Source organism: Sphingobium sp. HDIP04, from assembly GCF_000445085.1.
Taxonomy (GTDB): domain Bacteria; phylum Pseudomonadota; class Alphaproteobacteria; order Sphingomonadales; family Sphingomonadaceae; genus Sphingobium; species Sphingobium indicum.
In genome coordinates this window covers 131,397-153,731 of sequence record NZ_ATDO01000078.1, presented here as the reverse complement: position 1 = coordinate 153,731, position 22,335 = coordinate 131,397, and the positions used below count along the sequence as shown (strand labels likewise).

Genomic DNA, 22,335 nt, shown 5'->3' with positions numbered 1-22,335 from the left:
ACATTCGGCAATGAGGGCGAAGCAGGTTTAATGGCGTTGACCCCTCTTGCTGCCGTGATCCTGGGCGTCGTGCTGGCCTTGTGGCTGGGCGCGGCGATCTGGGCCCTGTCGAGCGGCCAGCGCCGGCGCCGCGAAGGCATGCAGGCGCAGGGAAAGCTGGACCGGCTGTCCGCCCTGATCGCCTCCGCGCCCGCCGCGCCCATCGTAATCCATTCCGACGGACGGCTGGAAGCGGCCGACCGGCTCGCCAAATGGCTGGGCAAGGAGCGGGTGCCGGCCTTCGTGTCCGAACTGACCGCGCCGGACGGCGGCCTGGAACCCGATGACGCGGCCGCGCTGGCGCAGGAGATCGCGGCCGCCCAGCGCGCAGGGCGCAGTTTCGCGCTGCCGGTGCGGGGCGTCGATTCGTCGCGGTTGCTGCTGGTCCGCGGCGCGCCGGCCGGGCCGGTGCTGGCCGAAAGCGGCGGGGTCGTCCTCTGGATCTTCGACGCGACCGACAGCCAGTCGGAAATCCAGACCCTCAAGGGCCGGGTGGAGCAGCTTCGGGAAGCCCTGGAGGCGCTGGCGGGCCTGGTGGAGGCGGCGCCCTTTCCCATGTGGCATCGCACGGCGGACATGCGGCTCAGCCTGGTCAACACGGCCTATGTCCGGGCGGTGGATGGAGAGAACGCCCGCGAGGTCATCGCCAACGGCACCGAACTGGTCGAGACGGTCGGCGGACTGACGCCGCAGGCCGCCGCCGCCCAGACCCTTGCCGACGGCACGCCTGTCGAGCGCATGGTTCCCGCGACCATCGACGGCGAAAGGCGGACCATCCGCGTGGTCGATGTTCCGCTGGGCGCGGCGGGGGTGGCCGGTTTCGCCCTGGACCAGAATGAACTGGAACAGGCCCGCGTCGAGCATCGGCGGCTGGAGGCGGCGCAGCGCGACCTGCTGGACCGCCTGTCCGCGGGCGTGGCGCGTTTCGGGTCCGACCGGGCGCTGCGCTTCTGGAACCAGCCCTTCATGAGCCTGTTCGGGCTGGATCAGGAGCGATTGGCCGACAATCCGCCGTTCGAACGGGTGCTGGACCAGATGCGCGAGGCGCGGCGGCTGCCGGAAAATCGCGATTTTCCGGCATGGCGGGCGGAGCGGCGCGACTGGTTCCTCTCGCCCGATCCGCGCGAGGAGAATTGGCTGCTGGCCGACGGCACCCATTTGCGCGTCTATGCACAGCCTTTGCCTGACGGGGGCCTGCTGCTGATCTTCGAGGATCGGACCGAGCAGGTCCAGTTGTCGAGCGCCCGCGACACGCTGCTCCGCGTCCGCACAGCGACGTTCGACAATCTGTTCGAATCGATCGGCGTCTTTTCCTCGGACGGTCGCCTGCACCTGTGGAACAGCCGTTTCCGGACGATCTGGGACGTTTCGGAGGATCTGCTGGCCCAGCATCCGCGCATCGACGAACTGATGCGGACGGTCCAATCGCGGCTGGCCAAGCCGCAGCAGGGCAATCTCGTCCGCGAACTGGTGCGCGCCGCCACGGTGGAGCGCAAGCAGCGCGTCGGCCATGTCGGCTTCGCGGACGGGCGCATCTTCGAATTCGCCGCGATCCCGCTGCCGGACGGCAATGCGCTGTTCACCATGCTGGACGTCACCGACAGCCGCCGCGTGGAGCAGGTGCTGCGCGACCGCAACGACGCGCTGGAGCAGGCGGACAAGGTGAAGACCGCCTTCGTCACCAATATGAGCTATGAACTGCGCACGCCGCTGACCACCATCGCCGGTTTCGCCGAGATGATGAGCGCGGGATATGCGGGGGAACTCAGCGCATCCGCGAAAGAATATGTCGACGGCATCCTGCAGAGCACCAACCGGCTTTCCATGCTGATCGACAATGTGCTGGACCTGACCCAGGGCGAGGCGGGCATGCTGCCCATCGAAAAGGCTCCGGTGGACCTGGCGGTGGAGGCCCGCGACGCCGTGGCGCGAATAAAGGGCGACGCCACCGCCAAGGGGATCGACCTTGCCCTGTCGCTCCAGGCCAGCCTGGGCACGATACAGGGGGACAAGCGGCGGATCGGGCAGGCGCTGGACCATCTGCTGGAAAATGCGGTGCGCTATTGCAGCCGGGGCGGGCGAGTGCTGCTGCATGGCGACGGGACGACGGACAACGCCCGGCTCGTCGTGTCGGACAATGGGCCGGGCATCGACGCCAAGCGGCAGGCGACGATCTTCGATGCATCCTCCCGGACGGAGCAGGCACGCAACGGCGGCAAGGCGGGGATCGGCCTGCCGCTGGCCCGGCAGTTGGCGCAGGCTCATGGCGGGACGCTGCAACTGGTTTCTGAGCCGGGGCAGGGCACCATGGTCGTGATCGAGCTGCCCCGTGGCTGAGAGCGAGATCGTCCTGACCGGCGAGGGGGAGATGCTGGCGTTCGGGCGTCGGCTGGCCGCTTTCGTCCGCATCGGCGACGTCATCGCGCTGGAGGGCGGGCTGGGCGCGGGCAAGACGACGCTGGCACGGGGCCTGTTGGAAGGATTGGGGCTGGAGGGGGAAGCGCCCAGCCCCAGCTTCGCCATCGTCCAGCCCTATGACATTCCGGAAGTCAGCCTGCCGGTCGCTCATGTCGACCTCTACCGGCTCGACGGGCCGGAGGAGGCCGAGGAACTGGCGCTGGACGAATATCTGATGGACAGCCTGCTGATCGTCGAATGGCCCGACCGGCTGGGCGAGCAGGCGTGGCCCGATGCCCTGCGCTTCCACATCGCGATCGAACCCGGCGGCGCACGGCGCTTGACAGCGGACGTGCCGGGCGCTTGGACGGAGCGATGGTCACAGATATGATCCCGCCCGCCGCCGCTCCCGCCTTTCTCGCGCAAGCGGGGTGGGAGCATGCCGCCATCGTGCCGCTGGCCGGGGATGCGTCCTTCCGCCGCTATTTCCGGGTGATCGACGGCGCCCGCCGGGCGGTGCTGATGGATGCGCCGCCGCCGCATGAAGACCCGCGCCCCTTCATCGCCATTGCCCGGCATCTGACGGAGAAGGGCTTTGCCGCGCCCCGGATATTGGCGCAGGATCTGGACGAAGGGCTGGTCCTGATCGAGGATTTCGGCGACCTGCGCGTCAAGGAACATGTCGAGGACGCGCCGGAGGCTGAAAGCGACGTATATCGCCGCGCCGTCGACCTGCTGGCCGCCCTGCATCGCCTGCCTCCCGCCGATGTGCCGCCCTATGACCGTGCCGTCTATCAGCGGGAAGCGGGATTGCTGACGGAATGGTATTGCCCCGCCATCGGCCTGCCGGTGGATGAGCCGGGCTATGTCGCGGCATGGGATGCGGTGCTGCCGGTCGTGGAGCGATCGGCCAGCCCCGTCGTCACGGTGCTGCGCGATTATCATGCGGAAAATATCATGCTGATCGACCGGGCGGAATCGCATGGGCTGGGCCTGCTCGACTTTCAGGACGCGCTGGCGGGGCATCCGGCCTATGACCTCGTTTCGCTGTTGCAGGATGCCCGGCGCGACGTGTCCCCCGCGCTGGAGGCGGCGATGCTCGCTCATTATCGCGCCGTCGCCGACCCGCCCGCCGATTTCGACGCGGCCTATGCCGTGCTGGGTGCGCAGCGCAACGCGAAGATCATCGGCATCTTCACCCGCCTCTGGAAGCGCGACGGCAAGCCGCGTTACCTGAGCTTCCTGCCGCGCATGTGGGACTTGCTGGAGCGTGACCTCGCCCATCCGGCGCTGGCGCCCGTGGCGGCGTGGTTCGCGGCCAATATCCCGGCCGACAAGCGCCACCATGCTCTAGAGGACTATGCCCCCGCATGATCGACACGGCGATGCTGATGGCGGCCGGACTGGGCAAGCGCATGCGGCCGCTGACGGCGACCCGCCCCAAGCCGCTGGTCAAGGTGGCGGGCAAGCCGCTGATGGACCATGCGCTGGACCGGCTGGCGGCGGGCGGCATCCGGAAGGTGGTGGTCAATGTCCATTATCTGGCCGATACGGTCGAGGCGCATCTGGCCGCGCACCATAATGGCATGCGGATCGCCATTTCCGACGAGCGCGGGAAATTGCTGGAGACCGGCGGCGGGCTGATCCATGCAAAGGAGCAGTTGGGCGACGCGCCCTTCTTCTGCGCCAATAGCGACAATCTGTGGATCGACGGGCCGCAAGAGACGCTGGGCATGATGCGGAAGCTCTGGAATCCGGAGCGGATGGATGCGCTGCTGCTGCTGGTGCCGCTTGCCCGCGCCCATTGCCACCGCGGGCCGGGCGATTTCCACATGGACGCGAACGGCCGCCTGACGCGGCGCAGGACCGCCCATGTCGCGCCCTTCGTCTTCACCGGCGTGCAGATCATGTCGCCCAGCCTGCTGGTCGATCCGCCGTCGGACGTCTTTTCCACCAACGTATTCTGGAACCGGGCGATAGAGGCGGGGCGTCTCTATGGCGTATCGCATCAGGGACTGTGGTTCGACGTCGGCACGCCGCAGGCCATTCCAGTAGTGGAGACGATGCTGGCCCATGGGTGATCGCACCCGCCCGGCTTTGTTCAACATTCCCGCGCATCGCGCCTTTTCCGATGCGCTGGTGACAGGCGTCCTGGCACAACATGGCGACGACCCGATGCGGCTGGCGCAGGGCATGATCCTGTTGCCCAACAATCGCGCCATCCGGTCGGTCAGCGATGCTTTCGTGCGGAAATCCGGGGGTGGGCTGCTGCTGCCGCGCCTTGTCGCGCTGGGCGATCCCGATCTGGGCGAACAGGTGGGCGGCGCGCTCGATCCCTTGGGGGAGGACGACTCCATCCCCCCCGCCATAGCGCCGATGCGCCGCCAGATGATCCTGGCGCGGATGGTGCAGCAGGCGTCCGCGCATCCGGTGGACGCGGGGCAGGCGTTGAAGCTCGCCCAGGCGCTTGGCGCGGTGCTGGACCAGATTCAGGTCGAGCGGCTTTCCGTCGCCGCGCTGGCCGACCTCACCCTGTCGGACGAATTGTCGCGGCATTGGCAGACGTCGCTCAAGCTGTTCGGCATATTGCTGGCGCAATGGCCGCAGGAACTGGCGCGGCTCGGCTGCATCGACCTGGCGGACCGGCGCAACCGGCTGCTGGAACGGGTGGCGGCGCGCTGGGCGAAGGCGCCGCCGGAGGGCTTCGTGATTGCGGCGGGCATGTCTACCACCGCCCCGGCGATTGCCGGATTGTTGCGCCGGATCGCGCTGATGCCCAGAGGGGCGGTCGTCTTTGCCGGTCTGGATCAGGAGATGGACAGGGATGCGTGGGACGCCATCGGTCCCTTCGACGCCGATCCGCTGACCGGCCGGGCGCCCGCCGGGCATGAAACCCATCCGCAATATGCGCTGAAGCGGCTGCTCGACCGGATGAGCGCCACCCGCGACGATGTGGCGCTCTGGCGTTGGGGCAGCGAGCATGACGCCCGCGCCGTTCGGGGGCGCAACATCTCCAACGCCATGCTGCCGCCTCGGCTGACCAGCCGTTGGCGCGACCTGAAGACCGCCGACCGCTCGCTGGCCGGGGTGGAGGCGCTGGAGGTCGCGACGCCCGGAGAGGAAGCGCAGGCCATCGCCATCGCCCTGCGCGAAGCTGTCGAGACGCCAGGGCGCACCGCCGCGCTGGTGACGCCGGACCGGCAATTGGCGACCCGCGTGTCCGCGCATCTGCGGCGCTGGGGCATAGAGGCCGACGATTCCGCAGGCCTGCCGCTGTCGCGCCTGCCGCCCGGAACCCTGCTGATCGCCATGGCGGAGGCTCTGGCGGAACGGTTCGCGCCGGTTGCGCTGCTGACCCTGCTCAAGCATCCGCTGGTCATGCGGGGGGAAGAACGGCTTGGCTGGCTGGAGGGAGTGCGCGGGCTGGACCTGCTGCTGCGCGGGCCACGGCCGCAGGCGGGCATCCATGGGATCGATCTGTTGCTGGCGGAGCGGGACGGCGAAGACCGGCAGCGCGTCCTGCGCGGGCGCACCCGGCTCTGGTGGGCGGAGGCCCGCGCCCTGCTGCAACCGTTGGAGCAGGCCTTTCTGGCCGCCCCCGGCCTTGCGGCGCAATTGGCGGCCATTCGCGAACATGCCGGTCGCCTGTCGCATGATGCGGTCTGGGCCGGGCATCAGGGCCATGCCGCCGCCGACCTCTTCGCCGAGATGGAGGAGGCCGCCAGCGAAGGGCCGCGTCAGGCCGACATTCGCGCCCTGCCTGCCCTGTTCGACCATCTTCTGGGCGGCGTGTCCGTCCGTCCGCCGCAGGGCGGGCATCCGCGCATCGCCATTCTGGGCCTCATCGAAGCGCGGCTGGTGCAGACGGACCTCATGATCCTGGGCGGGCTCAATGAGGGCACATGGCCGGGGCTGCCCGCGCCCGATCCCTGGCTGGCGCCGCGCATCCGGCGGGAGATCGGCCTGCCGGGGCTGGAAAGCCGCATCGGCCTTGCCGCCCATGATTTCGCGAGTGCGTTGGGCGCACCGCAAATCCTGATCACGCGGGCGCGGCGGGGATCGGGCGGTCCGGCGGTCGCATCGCGCTTCTGGCTGCGGTTGAAGGCGATGGCCGGGCCGCAATGGAAGATCGCCGACCGCTATGCCGCGCTGGCGCAGGCGATCGATCTTGCGGCGGAGCACAGGCCCGCCAGCCGGCCCGCGCCGGTGCCGCCGCTGTCGGTGCGGCCGAAGGTCATTCCCGTCACCGATGTCGACCGGTTGAAGGCCGACCCCTATGCCTTCTACGCCAAGCGCATCCTGCGTCTGGCGCGGCTCGATCCGGTGGATGCCGATGCGGGACCGGCCTGGCGCGGCACGGCGGTGCATGAAATCCTGCAACAATGGGCGGAGGCGGGCAGCGGCGACCTCGCCGATCTGGAGGCGCGGGCGCGGGCGATGTTCGACCGGCCCGACGTGCATCCGCTGCTGAAGGCGCTCTGGCAGCCGCGCCTGATCGAGGCCATCCGCTGGATCGCCGCCGAGGTGGCGAGCGACCTTGCGGCGGGGCGCAAGATCCTCGCCGTGGAGATCGAAGGCCGGGCGGAGATCGCCGGGGTGACGCTGACCGGCAAGGCGGACCGCATCGACCTGCTGCCGGACGGGAAGCTGGGCATCGTCGACTATAAGACCGGCAAGCCGCCCAGCGCGCGCCAGGTCAAGGCGGGCTATGCGCTGCAACTCGGCCTGCTGGGGCTGATCGCGGAGCATGACGGCTTTCCGGGCACCCATCCGGCCCCGGTCGCGGGCGGCTTCGAATATTGGTCGCTCGCCAAGAAGGGCGATTCCTTTGGCTATCGCGAAAGCCCGGTCGATCCCCTGGGCAAGCGGGACAAGATCGTCACCGCCGACTTCACGTCCCAGGTCTATTCGCAGTTCGAGGATGTTGCCGCCGCCTGGCTTACCGGACAGGCGCCCTTCGACGCGCAGGTGAACCCGGAAGTCGCCAATTATGGCGATTATGACCAGCTCATGCGGCTGGAGGAATGGTATGGCCGGGACGATGGCTAAAAAGGCGAAGGCCCTGCAACCGCTGGCGGGCGCTCAGGCGCAGGCGGCCGCGCCCGACGCCCATGTGTGGTTGTCGGCCTCAGCGGGCACGGGCAAGACCCATGTGCTGACCGCCCGCGTCTTCCGCCTGCTGCTTCAGGGCGTGCGGCCGGAAAATATCCTGTGCCTCACCTTCACCAAGGCGGGCGCGGCGGAAATGGCGGATCGCGTCCATGACCGGCTCGCCGCCTGGGTGCTGATGGACGAGGCGGACCTTTTCCACGATCTGGAGGCGCTGGGCGAGGAGTCCGGCCCGGAAGCCCGGGACCGCGCCCGCCGCCTTTTCGCCGAGGTGCTGGAATCGACCGGCGGCGGGCTGCGCATCCAGACGATCCATGGCTTTTGCCAGCAATTGCTGACGGCCTTTCCGTTGGAGGCGGACCTGCCGCCCGGTTTCCGCCCGCTCGACCAGCGCGAGCAGGCGACGCTGGCGCGCCAGACGCTGGCCGACATGGTGGTGGTCGCGCAGGAGCAGGACGATAAGGCCCTGATGGATGCCTTGCAGGCGCTGAGCCTGCGCATGGGGGAGGGCGGGGCCGAGAATTTCCTGCTGCGCTGCGCCGCCCGGCTGGATGCGCTGGAAGCCTTGCCTGGGGATATCGCCCCCTGGCTGCTGGGGGAACTGGGGCTGCCGGAAGGCGACATCGACGCGCATATCGCGGAGCAGTGCGGGGACGAGTCGTTCGACATGCGCACGCTCGTCTGGATCGCGCAGGCCAATGCGGATTGGGGCACGGGACGGGCGCTGGAACGCTGCGACCGGATAGCGCGCTGGCGGACTCTCGATCCGGCGGGGAGGGCGGCTGCGCTGTTCGATCTCCATGCGGTATGGGCGAAGGCGGACGGCGAACTGATTTCGACCGGCAAGGGCTGGGCGCCTTCGGTGGACGGATATGGCGACGCCATCGCACGGATGCACGAATGCTGTTCCGAACTGCTGGGCCTTCGGGTTCGGACCGCCTATGCCGCCCTGCTCGCCAGGGCATTGCATGCGGGGCGCGCCTATGCCCGCGCCTATGCGGAGGCGAAGCGACTTGCAGGCGCGGTCGATTTCGACGACCTGATCGCCAACACCGCCCAGCTTCTGTCCCAGCCCGGCATCGCCGACTGGATTCGCTACAAGCTCGACCAGCGGATCGACCATATTTTGGTGGACGAGGCGCAGGACACCAATGTCAGCCAATGGCAGATCGTCGGCGCGCTTGCGGCGGAATTCTTCGCTGGCGAGGGAGCCAAGGGCGACAGGGTCCGCACCCTGTTCACGGTCGGCGACTTCAAGCAGGCGATCTTCGGATTTCAGGGCACCAGCCCCGAAGCCTTCCGCGCCGCGCAGATCGTCTTCCAGCGTCATGCGGAGGATGCGAGCCAGATGTTCCATGACCTCTCGCTCCAGCACAGCTTCCGCTCCACGCCCGCCGTGCTGGATGTGGTCGACCGCACCATAAAGACGCTGAGCGCCGAGCGTTTAGGGCTGGAGGCGGGCGAAGTCCGGCATGTCAGCGCGAACCGCTTTCCGGGCGAAGTGCTGCTGTGGAAGCCGGTGATCGCGGGCTTCGCCGAAGAGGCCGAGGGGGAGGAGGATTGGGCCGCCGATCAGGAGCGGGTGCTGGCGCAGACCATCGCGCGGCAGATCAGGCAGTGGATCGATGACGGACTGATGCTGGAAAGCCGGGGCCGCCCGGTGACGGCGGGCGACATCATGATCCTGGTGCGCCGCCGCAGCGAACTGGCGCGGCTGATCGTGGCGCGGCTTTATGAGGAGAAGGTGGCGGTGGCGGGGATCGACCGGCTGCGCCTGAATGCGCCGCTGGCGGTGCGCGATCTGCTGGCGGCGCTGCGCTTCGCCGTGCAGCCGGAGGATGATCTGAACCTGGCCGCTTTGCTGGTGTCGCCGCTGATCGGGTGGACGCAGGACGAGTTGATGGATCGCCTGATCGGCCGCCGCGTCGGGCTGTGGCAGCATCTGACGCAGACGCTGGACGGCGCGCTGCTGGAGCCGTTGCGGGGGTTGCTGGGGCAGGCGGATTTCACCACGCCCTATCGCTATCTGGAAGCCATATTGTCCGGGCCGATGGATGGCCGCCGCCGCCTGGTCGAGCGGCTGGGAGCCGAGGCCGCCGATCCCATCGAGGAATTGCTCAACGCCGCGCTCGACTTCGAGAATGACGATTATCCCTCGCTCCAGCGGTTCATCGACTGGTTCGACCGGGGGGAGGTGGAGATCGTGCGCGACGCCGCCGCGCAGGGCGACTCGCTCCGCCTGCTGACCGTGCATGGCGCGAAGGGATTGCAGGCGCCCATCGTCATCCTTGCCGACGCCTGTCTCGATCCGGACGCGGGCAACCGCGCCGGCTCGCTGGAGTGGAACGGCCTGCCGATCATCGCGCCGCGCAAGGGGGAACGGCATGGGGAGATCGGACGGGTGGCGGAGGAAGCGAGCGCCGTCGAACGGGCCGAACATTGGCGCCTGCTCTATGTCGCGCTGACGCGGGCGGAGGAAAAACTGGTCGTGACCGGATCGCTCGGTCCCAGGGCCAAGGGGGAGGTCAAGCCGGAGAGCTGGTATGCCGCTGTCGAGGGGGCGCTGATCTCCCTCGATGCGGAGTGGGAGGCCGATCCGCTCTGGGGCGCGCGGCGCCGTTGGCGTGGCCATGAGACGCTTCCCCCGAAGGCCGCGGATGCGGACGTTGCCGAAAACGGCGCTGATCACGACGAGCCTGTCTGGCTTCGCAAGCCCGCTCCCGCAGAAGCGCGCCCGCCGCGCCCGCTGGCTCCCTCCGCCGCCGTGGAGGACGATGTGCCCTATCCGCCGCCAACCCCTGCGATGCGCGATGCGGCCGAGCGGGGGCGTTGGCTGCACCGGCTGTTCGAGCGGCTGGCCGATGTGCCGCCCGGCGACCGCCGCGCCCGCGCCGACAAATGGCTGGCGCAGCAGGGGCTGGGCGATGAGGCGCGGCGGCATGACGTCATCGAACAGGCGTTGCGCGTGATCGAAGACCCGCAATATGCCGGGCTGTTCGGGCCGGACGCGCTGGCCGAGGCGCCTATCGCCGCAGTCGTGGGCGAGGCGGTGATCGCCGGAACCGTCGACCGGCTGCGCATCGGCGACGATCTGGTGCAACTGGTCGATTTCAAGACCGGCCGCATATCGCCGCTCGCGGTGGAGGAGGTGCCGCTGGCTCATGTCCGGCAGATGGCCGCCTATGCCGCCGCGCTTCAGGTGATCTTCCCCGGCCGCCGGATCGAGGCCGGGCTGCTCTACACGTCAGCGCCGCGGCTGATCGCCCTGCCGGCGGAATTGCTGGCCCGGCACAAGCCCGGCTTTCCGCCCGCGCAGGAGAATTTGCCGCTCCCGCCCGTTGAGACGGATGCGTCACCATCCTAAATATCCGCCAACCGAAGGAGATTCCCAAAATGGCTACCAAGGCAGTCACCGACCTCAGCTTCCAGCAGGACGTCATCAACGCGGACAAGCCCGTCCTCGTCGATTTCTGGGCGGAATGGTGCGGCCCGTGCAAGATGATCGGCCCGGCGCTGGAAGAGATTTCGGACGAACTGGCGGACAAGGTCGTCATCGCGAAGATCAATATCGACGAAAATCCCGATGCGCCCGGCCGTTACGGCGTGCGCGGCATTCCGACGATGATCCTCTTCAAGAATGGCGAAGCCGCCGCCACCAAGGTCGGCGCTGCGCCCAAGAGCGCCCTCAAGGGCTGGATCGAAAGCGTCCTCTAAGGCCTTCCACGTCCATGCCGTGCTCACGCCTTCGCGCGAGCAGCTTTTCTCATGCCGGAGCGGCGATCCGATTCAATCGGGTCGCCGCTCCGTCATTGCACGATGTCTACGTCAGCGGGATCATGACCGTCTCGGCATAGGCCGGCCTTTGGCGCAGCCTGTCATACCAGGCGCGCACATGCGGCACGTCGGGTCGGTTCATCGCCAGCGTGAAGAAACTGTGGGCATAGACGCCCATCGGCACGTCCGCGACACCGAAGCTGTCCCCGGAAAGCCAGGGCTGCGCGGCCAGCGCGCGGTTCAGGATCAGCATGGCCTCTCCCGATTCCCGCGCCGAATCCGCGATGGCGGCGGCATTGCGGTGTTCCGCCTTCCTGCGGACCAGGTTGAAAAAGGCGCCCCGCTGCGCGTCGGCAAAGCTGAACTGCCAGTCCATCCACTTGTCGCCCTGCGCCCGCGCCGCCGGATCGGCGGGCCACATGCTTTCCGGCGCGTAACGCGCGGCCAGATAGCGCAGGATCGCGTTGGATTCCCACAGCACGACGTCGCCATCCTCGATGGTGGGGATCAGCCGGTTGGGGTTCATCGCCACATAGGCGGCGCTCATCCCGAACCGGCCGCCGACATCGTGGCGGACATAGGGCAGGCCGATCTCCCCCGCGAACCAGGCGACCTTCTTCACATTATGCGAGTTGAGACGCCCCCAGATCGTCAGCATGTCCGTCCCTTTCCTTCTTCAGCGGAACAGCCGATCCGCCGCCAAGTCCCACAGCCGGGGGGATGAAGCCCCAAGCAGCCCGCGCCGCAGGTCGCCCACCATATAGGGCGAACCGTCCAGCCGCTGGCACCGCCCGCCCGCTTCGTTCACGAACAGCGTTCCCGCCGCATGATCCCAGGGCAAAGTGCGCGCGAAGACCGAAATGTCATTCTGCCCCAGCACCAGGCGCGGATATTGCTCGGCCGCGCAGCGGGGAATATCCACCAGTCGGAAAATGGCGTCCGACCGGCGCCTGACGTCGGCGCGCTCCTCCTCCGTCATGAAATAGACGGCAAGGGCGGCGACAGGCAGCGGCTCTCCGCTCTCCTTTGCATGAACCTGCTCGCCGTCGATATGGCTGCCAGCGCCCAGAATCGCATGGCACAGGCGGCCCGTCAGCGGGTCCAATATCCATCCGGCCAGGATCGTCCCCGCATCGGCCAGCGCGACGATGATGCCGAAGGGCGGCTTGCCTGCCGCGAAATTGCCGGTGCCGTCGATGGGATCGACGATCCAGTTCAGCCCTTCGCCCGCCCGGTCCAATATGGCGGGGTCGGCGGCGCAGGCTTCCTCCCCGATGATGCCCGCTTCGGGCAGGATGGCGGACAGCCCTTCGGCCAGCCGGATCTCGCTTTCCTTGTCGGCGATGGTGACGAAATCGTCGGCGGCCTTCTCGCTGACCTCATGGCTGGCGAGATTCCGGTAGCGCGGCATGACGATGTCCCGTCCCACTTCGCGCATCAGCGCGACGACTGGTTCGTGCAATTCCGTCGGCATCGGGTCCGCCCTATTCTCAGCTACGATAATCCGCGTTGATCGAGATATAGCCGTGGGTCAGGTCGCAGGTCCAAACCGTCGCCCGGCCATCGCCAAGACCCAGGTCGACGCCAATCGCTATGTCCTGCCCCTTCAGATGGGCGGCGACCGGCGCTTCGTCATATCCCTCGACCGCCAGGCCGCCCGACGCCACCTGGGTCGTGCCGAAGCGGATGGAGAGCCTGTCGCGGTCGGCAGGTTCGCCCGCCTTACCGATGGCGGCGACCACGCGGCCCCAATTGGCGTCCTCGCCCGCGATGGCGGTCTTCACCAGCGGCGAATTGGCGATGGAAAGGGCGATGCGGTGGGCGCTGGCGTCGCTTTCCGCGCCCTCGACCGCGATCTCCACGAATTTCGTCGCGCCCTCGCCGTCGCGCACCACCAGATGCGCAAGCTGGCGGCAGAGATCGCCCAAGGCCGCCGCAAAGGCGTCCGCCCCGGCATCGTCCATGGAGGTCAGCGGCGCATTGCCCGCCTTGCCCGTCGCGAAGGCCAGCACCGTGTCGCTGGTCGACGTGTCGCTGTCGACCGTGATGCAGGAGAAGGTCCGCTTGTTGGCGGCGGACAGCATCTGCTGCAACAATTTGGGATCGATGGCCGCGTCGGTGAAGATATAGCCCAGCATCGTCGCCATGTCGGGCGCGATCATGCCGGATCCCTTGATGATGCCGACCAGTTCGACCCGCGTGCCGCCGATCATGGCGGAGGCATGGGCGCCCTTGGCATAGGTGTCGGTCGTGCCGATGGTCGTCGCCGCATCCTCCCAGCCGCAGGGGGCGGCGGTGAAGGCGGCTTCCAGCCCGGATTCGGCCTTGTCCACCGGCAGCGGAACGCCGATCACCCCGGTCGAGGAGATGAAGATGTCCGAAGGCAGGCAGTCGAGATGATTGGCGACCTTGGCGGCGATGGCCTCCACGGCGGCGCGGCCGCGATGGCCGGTGAAGGCGTTGGCGTTGCCGGCATTCACCACCAAGGCCCGCGCCGATCCCAGCGGAATCGCGTCCCGGCACCATTCGACTTCGGGGGAGGGGCATTTGCTCTGCGTCGTGACGCCCGCGACCGCCGTGCCTTCGACCAGTTCGACATAGGTGAGGTCGCAGCGGTCCCAATTCTTGTAGCGCGCCCGCGCCACGCGCGCCGTGACGCCCGCGATGGGCGGAAGATCGGGGAAAAAGGCGGGGGCAAGGGGCGAACGTTCGGTCATGCCCGTCGCTTAGCGCAATATGCCCGCCCGTCAACGGCGAGATGGGCGGACATAGAGCTTTCCGACACCGTCCGGCATGGCCAGCATTCGATAGGCGCGCCGCTTCGCATAGGCGATCAGGCTGTCGTCGGGCCGCAGGGGCAGCTTGCGCGTACCCATTTCATAACCGACCAGGATCGCCTCGGGTGGATCGCGGTCCAGATCGGTCAGAATCGCCGGTATCATGGCGTGGATGCGTCGGGCTTCCCCACTCCGCATCGTCCACCCGGTCCGGTAGACGAAAGGCCCCGGCGCGAAACGCGGGTCAATGTTCAGGCCGCTGTCGACCAGTTGCTGAGGAGAGAGGCTGACGATCTCGTCATCGCCCGTCAGCCTGCGTACTTGCGCGCCGGCCCAGCGCGCATGGTCGCTTGCGGCCAGGACGGGCGATCCACGACGCGCCATGGCGATGACATGGCGGGTGGTCGGCAGCATGCCCGGCACGGCGGCAAGGCATAGCGATGCTATCAGGATCGCGCGGGCGCGCCGCCGCCATGCCCGTGCATCGTCGAGCACCAGGCCGAGTGCAAGACCCAGCGGCGGGAGCAATGGCATCACATATTGAAGCTGCGACGGCGTGGGCAATGCAACGCCGATCAAACCGCCGCCGATCATCCAATAGGCCAGCTGCCTTTCGGGCGGACATCTGCGGTCGCGACTTGCCCATCCATGGGCAATGATCACCAGCAGGCTGATCAACGCCGGGCCTCTCCAGAGATATTTCGCCAGATCCCCGAATTTCTCTCCCCATCCCAGTTCGTGGCCCGCTCCGTTGGCCGCATACCAGGCGAAGGGGCCGCTCGCGGCAAAGGTGACGACGCCATAGGAAAAGGCGGCGGGGGCCACCATCCAAGCGAGAAGCATCGGCGCGATGCCGACCAGGGCGCCAAGCGCCAGCCAGGACGCGTGGCGGCGATGGTCAAGCAGGGCAAAGCCGCCAACGGCCGCGCCAAGAGGAATGAAATTGAGCTTCGCGGCAATCGCTAGCCCGAAGGATAGCCCGGCCGCGAACCAGTAGCGCCGCCGCCCGGCTTTCAATGCCGTCAGCGTCGACAGCATCGCCAGCGCAGCCAACATGGTCGGCAGCATGTCGTTCCGCGTCACGCTGGCGGTGAACTGGAACGCGGCCGTCGCGGCCATGAAGGCGGCTGCGATGACCGCGCTGCCACGGGATACCCCCGCTTGGCGCTGCGCCAGATATAACAGCATCAGCGCAACCGCGGCGCAGGCCGCCGTGACGAGCCGCATCGCCGCCAGCATTCCTCCCGGAAACGCCCAGGCCAGGGGGGCGAACAGCCAGGCATGCAGAGGCGGCTGCAAATAGAGGAAATCCCGGTAGATCAGCATGTGCGAACTGAACCAGGCGCCCGCTATATATTGGCTTTCGTCATGATCGAAGGGCGTGGCGAGGCCGGCGATCCCGAACCAGAGAAGGGTTCCGGCAACCGCCATCGCCAGGAAAGTCGCGCCACGCAACTTCTTGCGGGCAGAATCGGCAATCATCGTCAAGGGTCTCATTTCGTCGAGCTTTGGCACAACATGTCGCGAGCCGCCAATATCAAGACCTTCTCGCGTCGGAATATCCGTCGCAAGCGCCGCGTCGCCCCTCGCCGACATGGCTGCTCTGATTGACTATCGCCCGTACGCGCCCTAAATCGCCGCGCATGTCCGCGTGCATCGCTCCAAAGGCGTGCGCGTCCCCTTTTGTCAGGAACTTGCATGTTCGGCGCACTCGCCAAGTCCATTTTCGGCTCCTCCAACGACCGCTATGTGAAGTCGCTGGGCAAGACCGTCGAACAGATCGCGTCTTTCGAACCCACCATCTCCGCCATGACCGACGAGGAACTGGCGGCGCAGACCGTGCGATTCCGCGAGCGGCTGGCGCAGGGCGAGACGCTGGACGACCTGCTGCCCGAAGCCTTCGCCACGGTGCGCGAGGCGGCGAAGCGGACTCTGGGTCAGCGCCATTATGACGTGCAGATGGTCGGCGGCATCGTGCTTCATCGCGGCGAGATCGCGGAAATGCGCACGGGCGAGGGCAAGACGCTGGTCGCGACGCTCGCCACCTATCTGAATGCGCTGGAGGGGAAGGGCGTCCATGTCGTCACCGTGAACGACTATCTGGCCAGCCGCGACTGCGAATGGATGGGGCAGGTCTATCGCTTCCTGGGCCTCACCACCGGGGTGATCGTGCCGAACCTGTCGGAGGATCAGCGGCGGGAGGCGTATAATGCCGACATCACCTATGCGACGAACAACGAGCTTGGCTTCGATTATCTGCGCGACAACATGAAGTATGACCGCGCATCGATGGTGCAGCGGCCCTTCAACTTCGCCATCGTCGACGAGGTGGACTCGATCCTGATCGACGAGGCGCGCACGCCGTTGATCATCTCCGGCCCGACCGACGACAAGTCGGAGCTGTATGTCGCCGTCGACGCTATCGTGAAGCGGCTGGACGAGGCCGATTATGAGAAGGACGAAAAGCAGCGCACCGTCACCCTGACCGAGGACGGGACCGAGAAGATCGAGCGGATGCTGGAGGAGGCGGGGCTGCTGCAAGGCGCCAACCTCTATGATTTCGAGAACACCGCCGTCGTCCACCACGTCAATCAGGCGCTGCGGGCGAACGTCATGTTCCGCCGCGACATCGACTATATCGTCAAGGACGGCAAGGTCATCATCATCGACGAGTTCACCGGCCGCATGATGGACGGCCGCCGCTGGTCGGACGGCCTGCACCAGGCGGTGGAAGCCAAGGAAGGCGTGAATATCGAGCCGGAGAACCAGACGCTGGCCTCCATCACCTTCCAGAATTATTTCCGCATGTACCCCAAGCTGGGCGGCATGACCGGCACGGCCGCGACCGAAGCGACCGAATTCTTCGAAATCTACAAGATGAACGTCGTCACCATCCCGACCAACCGGCCGGTGCAGCGCGTCGATGAGGAAGACAGTTTCTACAAGAATCTGGAAGACAAGTTCCGCGGCATCGCCCGCACCATCCGCGAGCATCAGGAAAAGGGCCAGCCGGTCCTGGTCGGCACGGTGTCGATCGAAAAGTCGGAAATGCTGTCCGAATTCCTCAACCAGGAGGGCGTGAAGCACGCGGTGCTCAACGCCCGCTTCCATGAGAGCGAAGCGCATATCGTGGCGCAGGCAGGCCGCAAGGGCGCCGTCACCATCGCCACCAACATGGCGGGGCGCGGCACCGACATCAAATTGGGCGGCAATCTGGAGATGCGCGTCGAGGACGAATTGCGCGACATGCCGGAGGGGCCGGAACGGGAAGCGGCGATTGCCCGGATCGAGGCGGAGATCGAGGCGGAAAAGCAGGAAGTGCTGGCTGCCGGGGGCCTGTTCGTGCTGGCGACTGAGCGCCATGAGAGCCGCCGCATCGACAACCAGCTTCGCGGCCGCTCGGGCCGTCAGGGCGATCCCGGCCTGTCGCGCTTCTACCTCAGCCTCGACGACGATCTGATGCGGATCTTCGGGCCGGACACGATGTTCGCGAAGATGATCCGCTCCAATCTGGAGGATGGCGAGGCGTTGCCGCCTTCGAAGTGGCTCAGCAAGGCCATCGAGACCGCGCAGAAGAAGGTCGAGGCGCGCAACTACGACATCCGCAAGCAGGTCGTCGAATATGACGACGTGATGAACGACCAGCGCAAGGTCATCTACGAACAGCGCAGCGACATCATGGATGCGGAGACGGTGGACGATGTCGTCACCGACATGCGGCATGAGACGGTCAACGATCTGGTCGGCGCGTCCTGCCCGCCGGGCACCTATCCTGAACAGTGGGACATGGAGCGGCTGAAGGCGCGGACGGCCGAGGTGCTGAACCTGGCGCCCGATTTCGACGCCTGGCTGGCGGAGGATCATGTCGATCCGGAGATGATCGAGGAACGGCTGAGGGCGCTGGCCGACGAGGCCGTGGCGGACAAGGTCAAGGAACTCGACCCCGAAAACTGGCATATGATCGAGAAGTCGATCCTGCTCCAGAGCCTGGATCATCACTGGAAGGAGCATCTGTCGACCCTCGACGCGCTCCGCCAGGTCGTCCATCTGCGCGCCTATGCGCAGAAGACGCCGATCAACGAATATAAGCAGGAAGCCTTCGCTTTGTTCGAGCGCATGCTGGGCAATATCCGCGAGGATGTGACCGGCTCCATCGCCCGCGTCCAGTTCCGCATGGAAGAACCGCTGCCGGAATTCGACCTGCCGGTGCTGCCCGACTTCATCACCACCCATATCGACCCCTTTTCGGGCGAGGATAATAGCGGCGACATCGACGGCGGGCAGATCAGCGGTATCACGACCACCCTGCCGCGTCCTCCCGCAGGCGGGCAGGCTGGAGAGTTCGCCAATCTGGACATCAGCCGCAACGCGCCATGCCCCTGCGGTTCGGGCCAGAAATACAAGCATTGCCACGGCGCGCTCAGCTAGAGCGATTTCCAGGCGATCGGCACCGATCGCTGATCAAGAAATCGCGGAAAACGAAGAATCCGGAGCGGGTTTCGATCTGATCCAATCAGATCGAAACCCGCTCTAGGCGCGCCGGGACTCTTCCATCCGGAACATGTAATCGGCCGGCCCGCGCCTATTCGCCGGGCCGGCCATCGTGCAGTTTCGCCCATAATGCGGCGGTCCCGGCTTCCTGCGCCTTGTTCACATATTGCGCGGCAATCAGCCAGCCCTTGATCGGACGCAAGGGAAGCACGGTCGTCAGGATCAGCACCGGAACACCCACGGCCAGATGCACCCAAATTCCCGGACGCGCCAAAATCTCCAGCATGATGATGAAGATCACGCCGGGGACGCAGGCGAATAGCTGCACGAACACGGCTGGCCCATCCGCCGGATCGGCAAAGTCGTAGTTCAGCCCGCAAATCTCGCAATGATCGCGCACTGTGAGGAAGCCGCGGAAAATATGCCCAGCGCCGCAGCGGGGGCACCGACCGAACGGGCCGGTCTCCATCGGCGACAGCCGCTTCCAGCGGCCTCCCTCCTGGGTTGCCGGTTGCATCGCTGATATTCTGTCTGTGTCGCTCATCGTCATGCCATTCTGCCTATCGCAGAAATGTCGCCATATCCTGCGGATTTTCAATTGGGCTTTTTGCCCCAGGGGCCGTGGGCGCCGGATCACGGGATTGACGTTACGGAAAGCGCGTGTCTAGCTTTGGATAGATTGCCAGGGACATCCGCGCCTGATAATCCGGCCAGGATTTGGATGCCCGACAGCAAACAAATCGCGCTCCCGGCTTTCCCTTGCTCGGGAGCGCTTTTTTATTCGTAATTCAAGATGCCGGTGAAAGTTCCGGAAAGCCGGGTCGGTCGACAAGGCGCATGAAGCCGATCAGGGCTCCCGCTCCATCGCATCGTGAAGCACCTGATCGGGGCAGGACATGGCAAGGGCCCTGACCTTGTAGCGCAGCGCGAGTTCGCGATGGGCGGCAATCTCCTGCGACGACGCGCTGCGCCTTTGCGCGGCGTCGGCTTTCGCGGCTTCTTCTCTTGCACGCCGAAACAGGTAGCGGGCGTCGGTATCGGCAGACATCGTCACCTCCGATGATAGTCGACCGCTTCCTAGCACGAAGAAAACCGTCCCGCTTTAACGGGGATCAAATTGGATGGCGGACAGGGTGGGATTCGAACCCACGGTGAGCGTGAACCCACGGCGGTTTTCAAGACCGCTGCCTTAAACCACTCGGCCACCTGTCCGTCGCCACGCTTCCTAGAGCGATTTCCAAGCGATCGGAACCGATCGCCGGTTAAGAGATCGCGGAAAACACAGAATCTAGAGCGGCGATCTGATTCAACCAGATCGAAACCCGCTCTAGCGAAGCCGACGGCCTTGCCAAGCGTAAAATGGCGGGTGCGCGGTTTCATCGCCGGAATGGCGCGGCGCGCCAATAAGGGGATTCACGCCGCGCCATCCCTGTGCAACAAAAGGGGTTAAGGAGATTCTTCAATGCGTTCGTCGATCATGTCGCTGTTGCTGGGGCTCGCCGCCGTGATGGCAGGCGGCCTGACGGCGGACAGCGTCAGCGCGCAGGAGGATGTCGCCTTTCGCGCCTATCTCGAATCCCTCCGCCCGAAGGCGCGGGCGATGGGCATCCGGGACATGACGCTGGACAGTGTGTTTCCGGGCCTGACGCCCAATCCCCGCGTCATCCAGCTCGACCAGAACCAGCCCGGCGGCGGCGCATACGCCCCCATTCCCAATTTCGAGCCGTATCGCCGCCAGCATGTCGACGCGGCGCGTATCGGCCGCGGCCGCACGACCTATCTCGCAAACCGCGCCAGGCTCGCGCGGATCGAGGCGGAAACCGGCGTGCCGGAGGAGATCATGGTCGCCATTTACGGCCATGAGACCAATTATGGCGCCTATACCGGCGATTTCGACCTGATCCGCTCGCTCGCCACCCTTTCCTATGAGGGGCGCCGCCGCGCCTTGTTCGAACCGGAATTGCTGGCGACGCTCAAGATGCTGGACAATGGCGTGCCGCGCAGCCGCCTGGTGGGCAGTTGGGCGGGGGCGACGGGCTATCCCCAGTTCCTGCCCAGCGTCTATCTGCGGCTGGGCAGGGACGGCGACGGCGACGGCCGCGTCGACATCTGGAACAGCGAGGCCGACGCGCTGGCCTCCATTGCCAATTATTTCGTCCATGCCGGATGGCGGCGCGGCCAGCCGTGGGGCATCGCGGTGTCCGTGCCCGCCGGTCTTGATCGGTCCGCCCTTGCCGCTCGCACCAGCCCCGCCCGCTGCCCCCGCGTGTTCAACCGGCACAGCCGCTGGCTCAGCATGGCGGAATGGCGGCGCATGGGGATAGTGCCGAGCGGGGGCGGATGGCCCGCCGACCGGGTGATGGCGACGCTGCTGGAACCCGATGGTCCGGGCAAGACCGCCTATCTGCTCACCAGCAATTACCGGGCGATCCTCGACTATAACTGCTCGAATTTCTACGCCTTGTCGGTCGGCCTGCTCGCCGACGCGGTGAAGCAATAGAGCGCTTTGCTATTGGTCCTGCCATGGCTAATGAAAGCGCTAGGCACTCGAAGAATCCACCAGTCCGAAGGCAATCCTGCATGAAGAAGTCCATCGCCGCCCTCCTGTTCGTCGGGTTGCTCTCCGCGCCGCTGACCGCCGCCGCGCCGCCCTATAGCAGCGAGGCGCCGATCGCCTATATGAAGGACCTCTCGTCAGGCGCGGTGCTCTACAACAAGGGTGGCGACACGCGGATACCGCCGGCCTCCATGGCGAAGATGATGACGGCCCATGTCGCCTTCCGCCTGATCCAGAAGGGCGACCTGAAACTGGACCAGAAATTCACCGTCCGGCCGGAAACCTGGCAGCAATGGCACGGCCCCCAGGCCGGTTCGACCATGTTCCTGTCGCCCGGCGAGCAGGTGTCGGTGGAAAACCTGCTGCACGGCATCGTCACCCTTTCGGGCAACGACGCCTGCGTCGTGCTGGCGGAGGGGATCGCCGGGACCGAGCAGGCCTTCGTCGCGCTGATGAACCAGGAGGCGAAGCGCCTGGGCCTCAAGAACAGCAATTTCGGCACCAGCAATGGCTGGCCGGACGAAGGCGTGACCTATGTCACCGCCGCCGACCTGGCGGCGCTGGCCGAAGCGACGATCGAGGAAACGCCGAACCTCTACAAGAAATTCTATGCCACGCGCAGCTTCACCTGGGGCAAGACGATGGGCGGCGCGGACATCGAACAGGGCAACCGCAACCCCATATTGGGCAAGGTGGCCGGGGCCGACGGGCTCAAGACCGGACATACGCAGGAGGCGGGATTCGGCTTCACCGGATCGGCCGAGCAGGAGGGACGCCGCCTGGTCATGGTCGTCGCCGGCCTCACCAGCTTCAATCAGCGGATCGCCGAATCCGTGCGCTTCATGGACTGGGGCTTCCGCGCATGGAAGGCGCAGCCGCTGTTCAAGAAGGGCCAGACGGTCGAGACCGCCGAAGTGCAGCTTGGCAGCGCGACCAGCGTGCCCCTGGTGGCGCCGCAGGACATGGCCGTGACCCTGCCCCGCGCCGCGTCGTCCAACATCTCGGTCAAGGTCGCCTATACCGGCCCGATCAAGGCCCCCATCGCCAAGGGGCAGCGGATCGCGCAACTGATCGTCTCCACCCCTGATACCCCACCGCAAATCCTGCCGCTCGTCGCCGGGGAGGATGTCTCCGAAGCCGGGATATTCGGCCGATTGTGGAACGGGCTGAAGTCGTTTTTCGGGTGACGGC

General features: G+C 66.5%; 16 protein-coding genes and 1 tRNA gene. 10 read left to right on the top strand and 7 right to left on the bottom strand.

Annotated elements, in window-relative coordinates; genetic code table 11:
* Positions 1–30: 30 nt before the first annotated feature.
* Genes L286_RS33910 through trxA form a run of 7 tightly spaced genes read left to right on the top strand, consistent with a single transcriptional unit; the run spans position 31 to position 11,259 of the window.
* On the top strand, positions 31–2,376 hold the full coding sequence (locus L286_RS33910) for a sensor histidine kinase (RefSeq protein ID WP_020820883.1): 2,346 nt from the start codon (positions 31–33) through the stop codon (positions 2,374–2,376).
* Positions 2,369–2,827, top strand: coding sequence for a tRNA (adenosine(37)-N6)-threonylcarbamoyltransferase complex ATPase subunit type 1 TsaE (tsaE, locus tag L286_RS33905; RefSeq protein ID WP_020820882.1), 459 nt, complete (start codon positions 2,369–2,371; stop codon positions 2,825–2,827). The genes L286_RS33910 and tsaE overlap by 8 nt, the downstream gene beginning before the upstream one ends.
* Positions 2,824–3,810: an aminoglycoside phosphotransferase family protein gene (locus L286_RS33900; RefSeq protein ID WP_020820881.1), complete on the top strand. Its 987-nt coding sequence runs from the start codon at positions 2,824–2,826 to the stop codon at positions 3,808–3,810. The genes tsaE and L286_RS33900 overlap by 4 nt, the downstream gene beginning before the upstream one ends.
* Positions 3,807–4,517: a nucleotidyltransferase family protein gene (locus L286_RS33895; RefSeq protein WP_007689105.1), complete on the top strand. Its 711-nt coding sequence runs from the start codon at positions 3,807–3,809 to the stop codon at positions 4,515–4,517. Before L286_RS33900 ends, L286_RS33895 begins: the two co-directional genes overlap by 4 nt.
* Positions 4,510–7,485, top strand: coding sequence for a double-strand break repair protein AddB (gene addB / locus L286_RS33890; RefSeq protein WP_021223331.1), 2,976 nt, complete (start codon positions 4,510–4,512; stop codon positions 7,483–7,485). Before L286_RS33895 ends, addB begins: the two co-directional genes overlap by 8 nt.
* Complete coding sequence (addA, locus tag L286_RS33885; protein WP_020820879.1) at positions 7,466–10,909, top strand: double-strand break repair helicase AddA; 3,444 nt, start codon at positions 7,466–7,468, stop codon at positions 10,907–10,909. The genes addB and addA overlap by 20 nt, the downstream gene beginning before the upstream one ends.
* Before the next feature lie 29 nt (positions 10,910–10,938).
* Complete coding sequence (gene trxA / locus L286_RS33880; protein WP_013039986.1) at positions 10,939–11,259, top strand: thioredoxin TrxA; 321 nt, start codon at positions 10,939–10,941, stop codon at positions 11,257–11,259.
* A 106-nt stretch (positions 11,260–11,365) separates the two neighbouring features.
* On the opposite strand, the gene L286_RS33875 is transcribed toward trxA, so the two are convergent.
* Genes L286_RS33875 through L286_RS33860 form a run of 4 tightly spaced genes read right to left on the bottom strand, consistent with a single transcriptional unit; the run spans position 11,366 to position 15,578 of the window.
* Positions 11,366–11,977: a glutathione S-transferase family protein gene (locus L286_RS33875; protein ID WP_020820878.1), complete on the bottom strand. Its 612-nt coding sequence runs from the start codon at positions 11,975–11,977 to the stop codon at positions 11,366–11,368.
* Between the two features lie 18 nt (positions 11,978–11,995).
* Complete coding sequence (locus tag L286_RS33870; protein WP_020820877.1) at positions 11,996–12,793, bottom strand: inositol monophosphatase family protein; 798 nt, start codon at positions 12,791–12,793, stop codon at positions 11,996–11,998.
* Positions 12,794–12,809: 16 nt separating this feature from the next.
* Positions 12,810–14,036 (bottom strand): bifunctional glutamate N-acetyltransferase/amino-acid acetyltransferase ArgJ, encoded by a 1,227-nt coding sequence (gene argJ, locus L286_RS33865; protein WP_020820876.1) that lies wholly within the window; start codon positions 14,034–14,036, stop codon positions 12,810–12,812.
* A 30-nt stretch (positions 14,037–14,066) separates the two neighbouring features.
* Positions 14,067–15,578 carry an ArnT family glycosyltransferase gene (locus L286_RS33860; RefSeq protein ID WP_020820875.1) on the bottom strand — a complete coding sequence of 504 codons (1,512 nt, stop codon included), beginning with the start codon at positions 15,576–15,578 and terminating at the stop codon, positions 14,067–14,069.
* Positions 15,579–15,794: 216 nt separating this feature from the next.
* Here L286_RS33860 and secA point away from each other — a divergent pair, with 216 nt between their 5' ends.
* Positions 15,795–18,524, top strand: coding sequence for a preprotein translocase subunit SecA (gene secA, locus L286_RS33855; RefSeq protein ID WP_020820874.1), 2,730 nt, complete (start codon positions 15,795–15,797; stop codon positions 18,522–18,524).
* Positions 18,525–18,678: 154 nt separating this feature from the next.
* Here the strand turns inward: secA and L286_RS33850 are convergent, their stop codons facing one another.
* From L286_RS33850 to L286_RS33840, 3 genes are all read right to left on the bottom strand, one after another.
* Entirely contained in the window at positions 18,679–19,131 is a 453-nt protein-coding gene (locus tag L286_RS33850) for a DUF983 domain-containing protein (protein WP_197532073.1), read from the bottom strand.
* A 303-nt stretch (positions 19,132–19,434) separates the two neighbouring features.
* On the bottom strand, positions 19,435–19,635 hold the full coding sequence (locus tag L286_RS33845; protein ID WP_013039990.1) for a hypothetical protein: 201 nt from the start codon (positions 19,633–19,635) through the stop codon (positions 19,435–19,437).
* Positions 19,636–19,709: 74 nt separating this feature from the next.
* Positions 19,710–19,799 (bottom strand) — tRNA-Ser (locus tag L286_RS33840).
* A 250-nt stretch (positions 19,800–20,049) separates the two neighbouring features.
* Between L286_RS33840 and L286_RS33835 the strand changes: the two genes are divergently transcribed.
* Together L286_RS33835 and L286_RS33830 are read left to right on the top strand one after the other, a co-directional pair.
* The gene (locus L286_RS33835) at positions 20,050–21,087 is read left to right on the top strand and encodes a lytic murein transglycosylase (protein WP_020820872.1); all 1,038 of its coding nucleotides are present in this window, start codon (positions 20,050–20,052) and stop codon (positions 21,085–21,087) included.
* An 80-nt stretch (positions 21,088–21,167) separates the two neighbouring features.
* Positions 21,168–22,331: a D-alanyl-D-alanine carboxypeptidase family protein gene (locus L286_RS33830; protein WP_007689136.1), complete on the top strand. Its 1,164-nt coding sequence runs from the start codon at positions 21,168–21,170 to the stop codon at positions 22,329–22,331.
* Positions 22,332–22,335 lie beyond the last annotated feature (4 nt).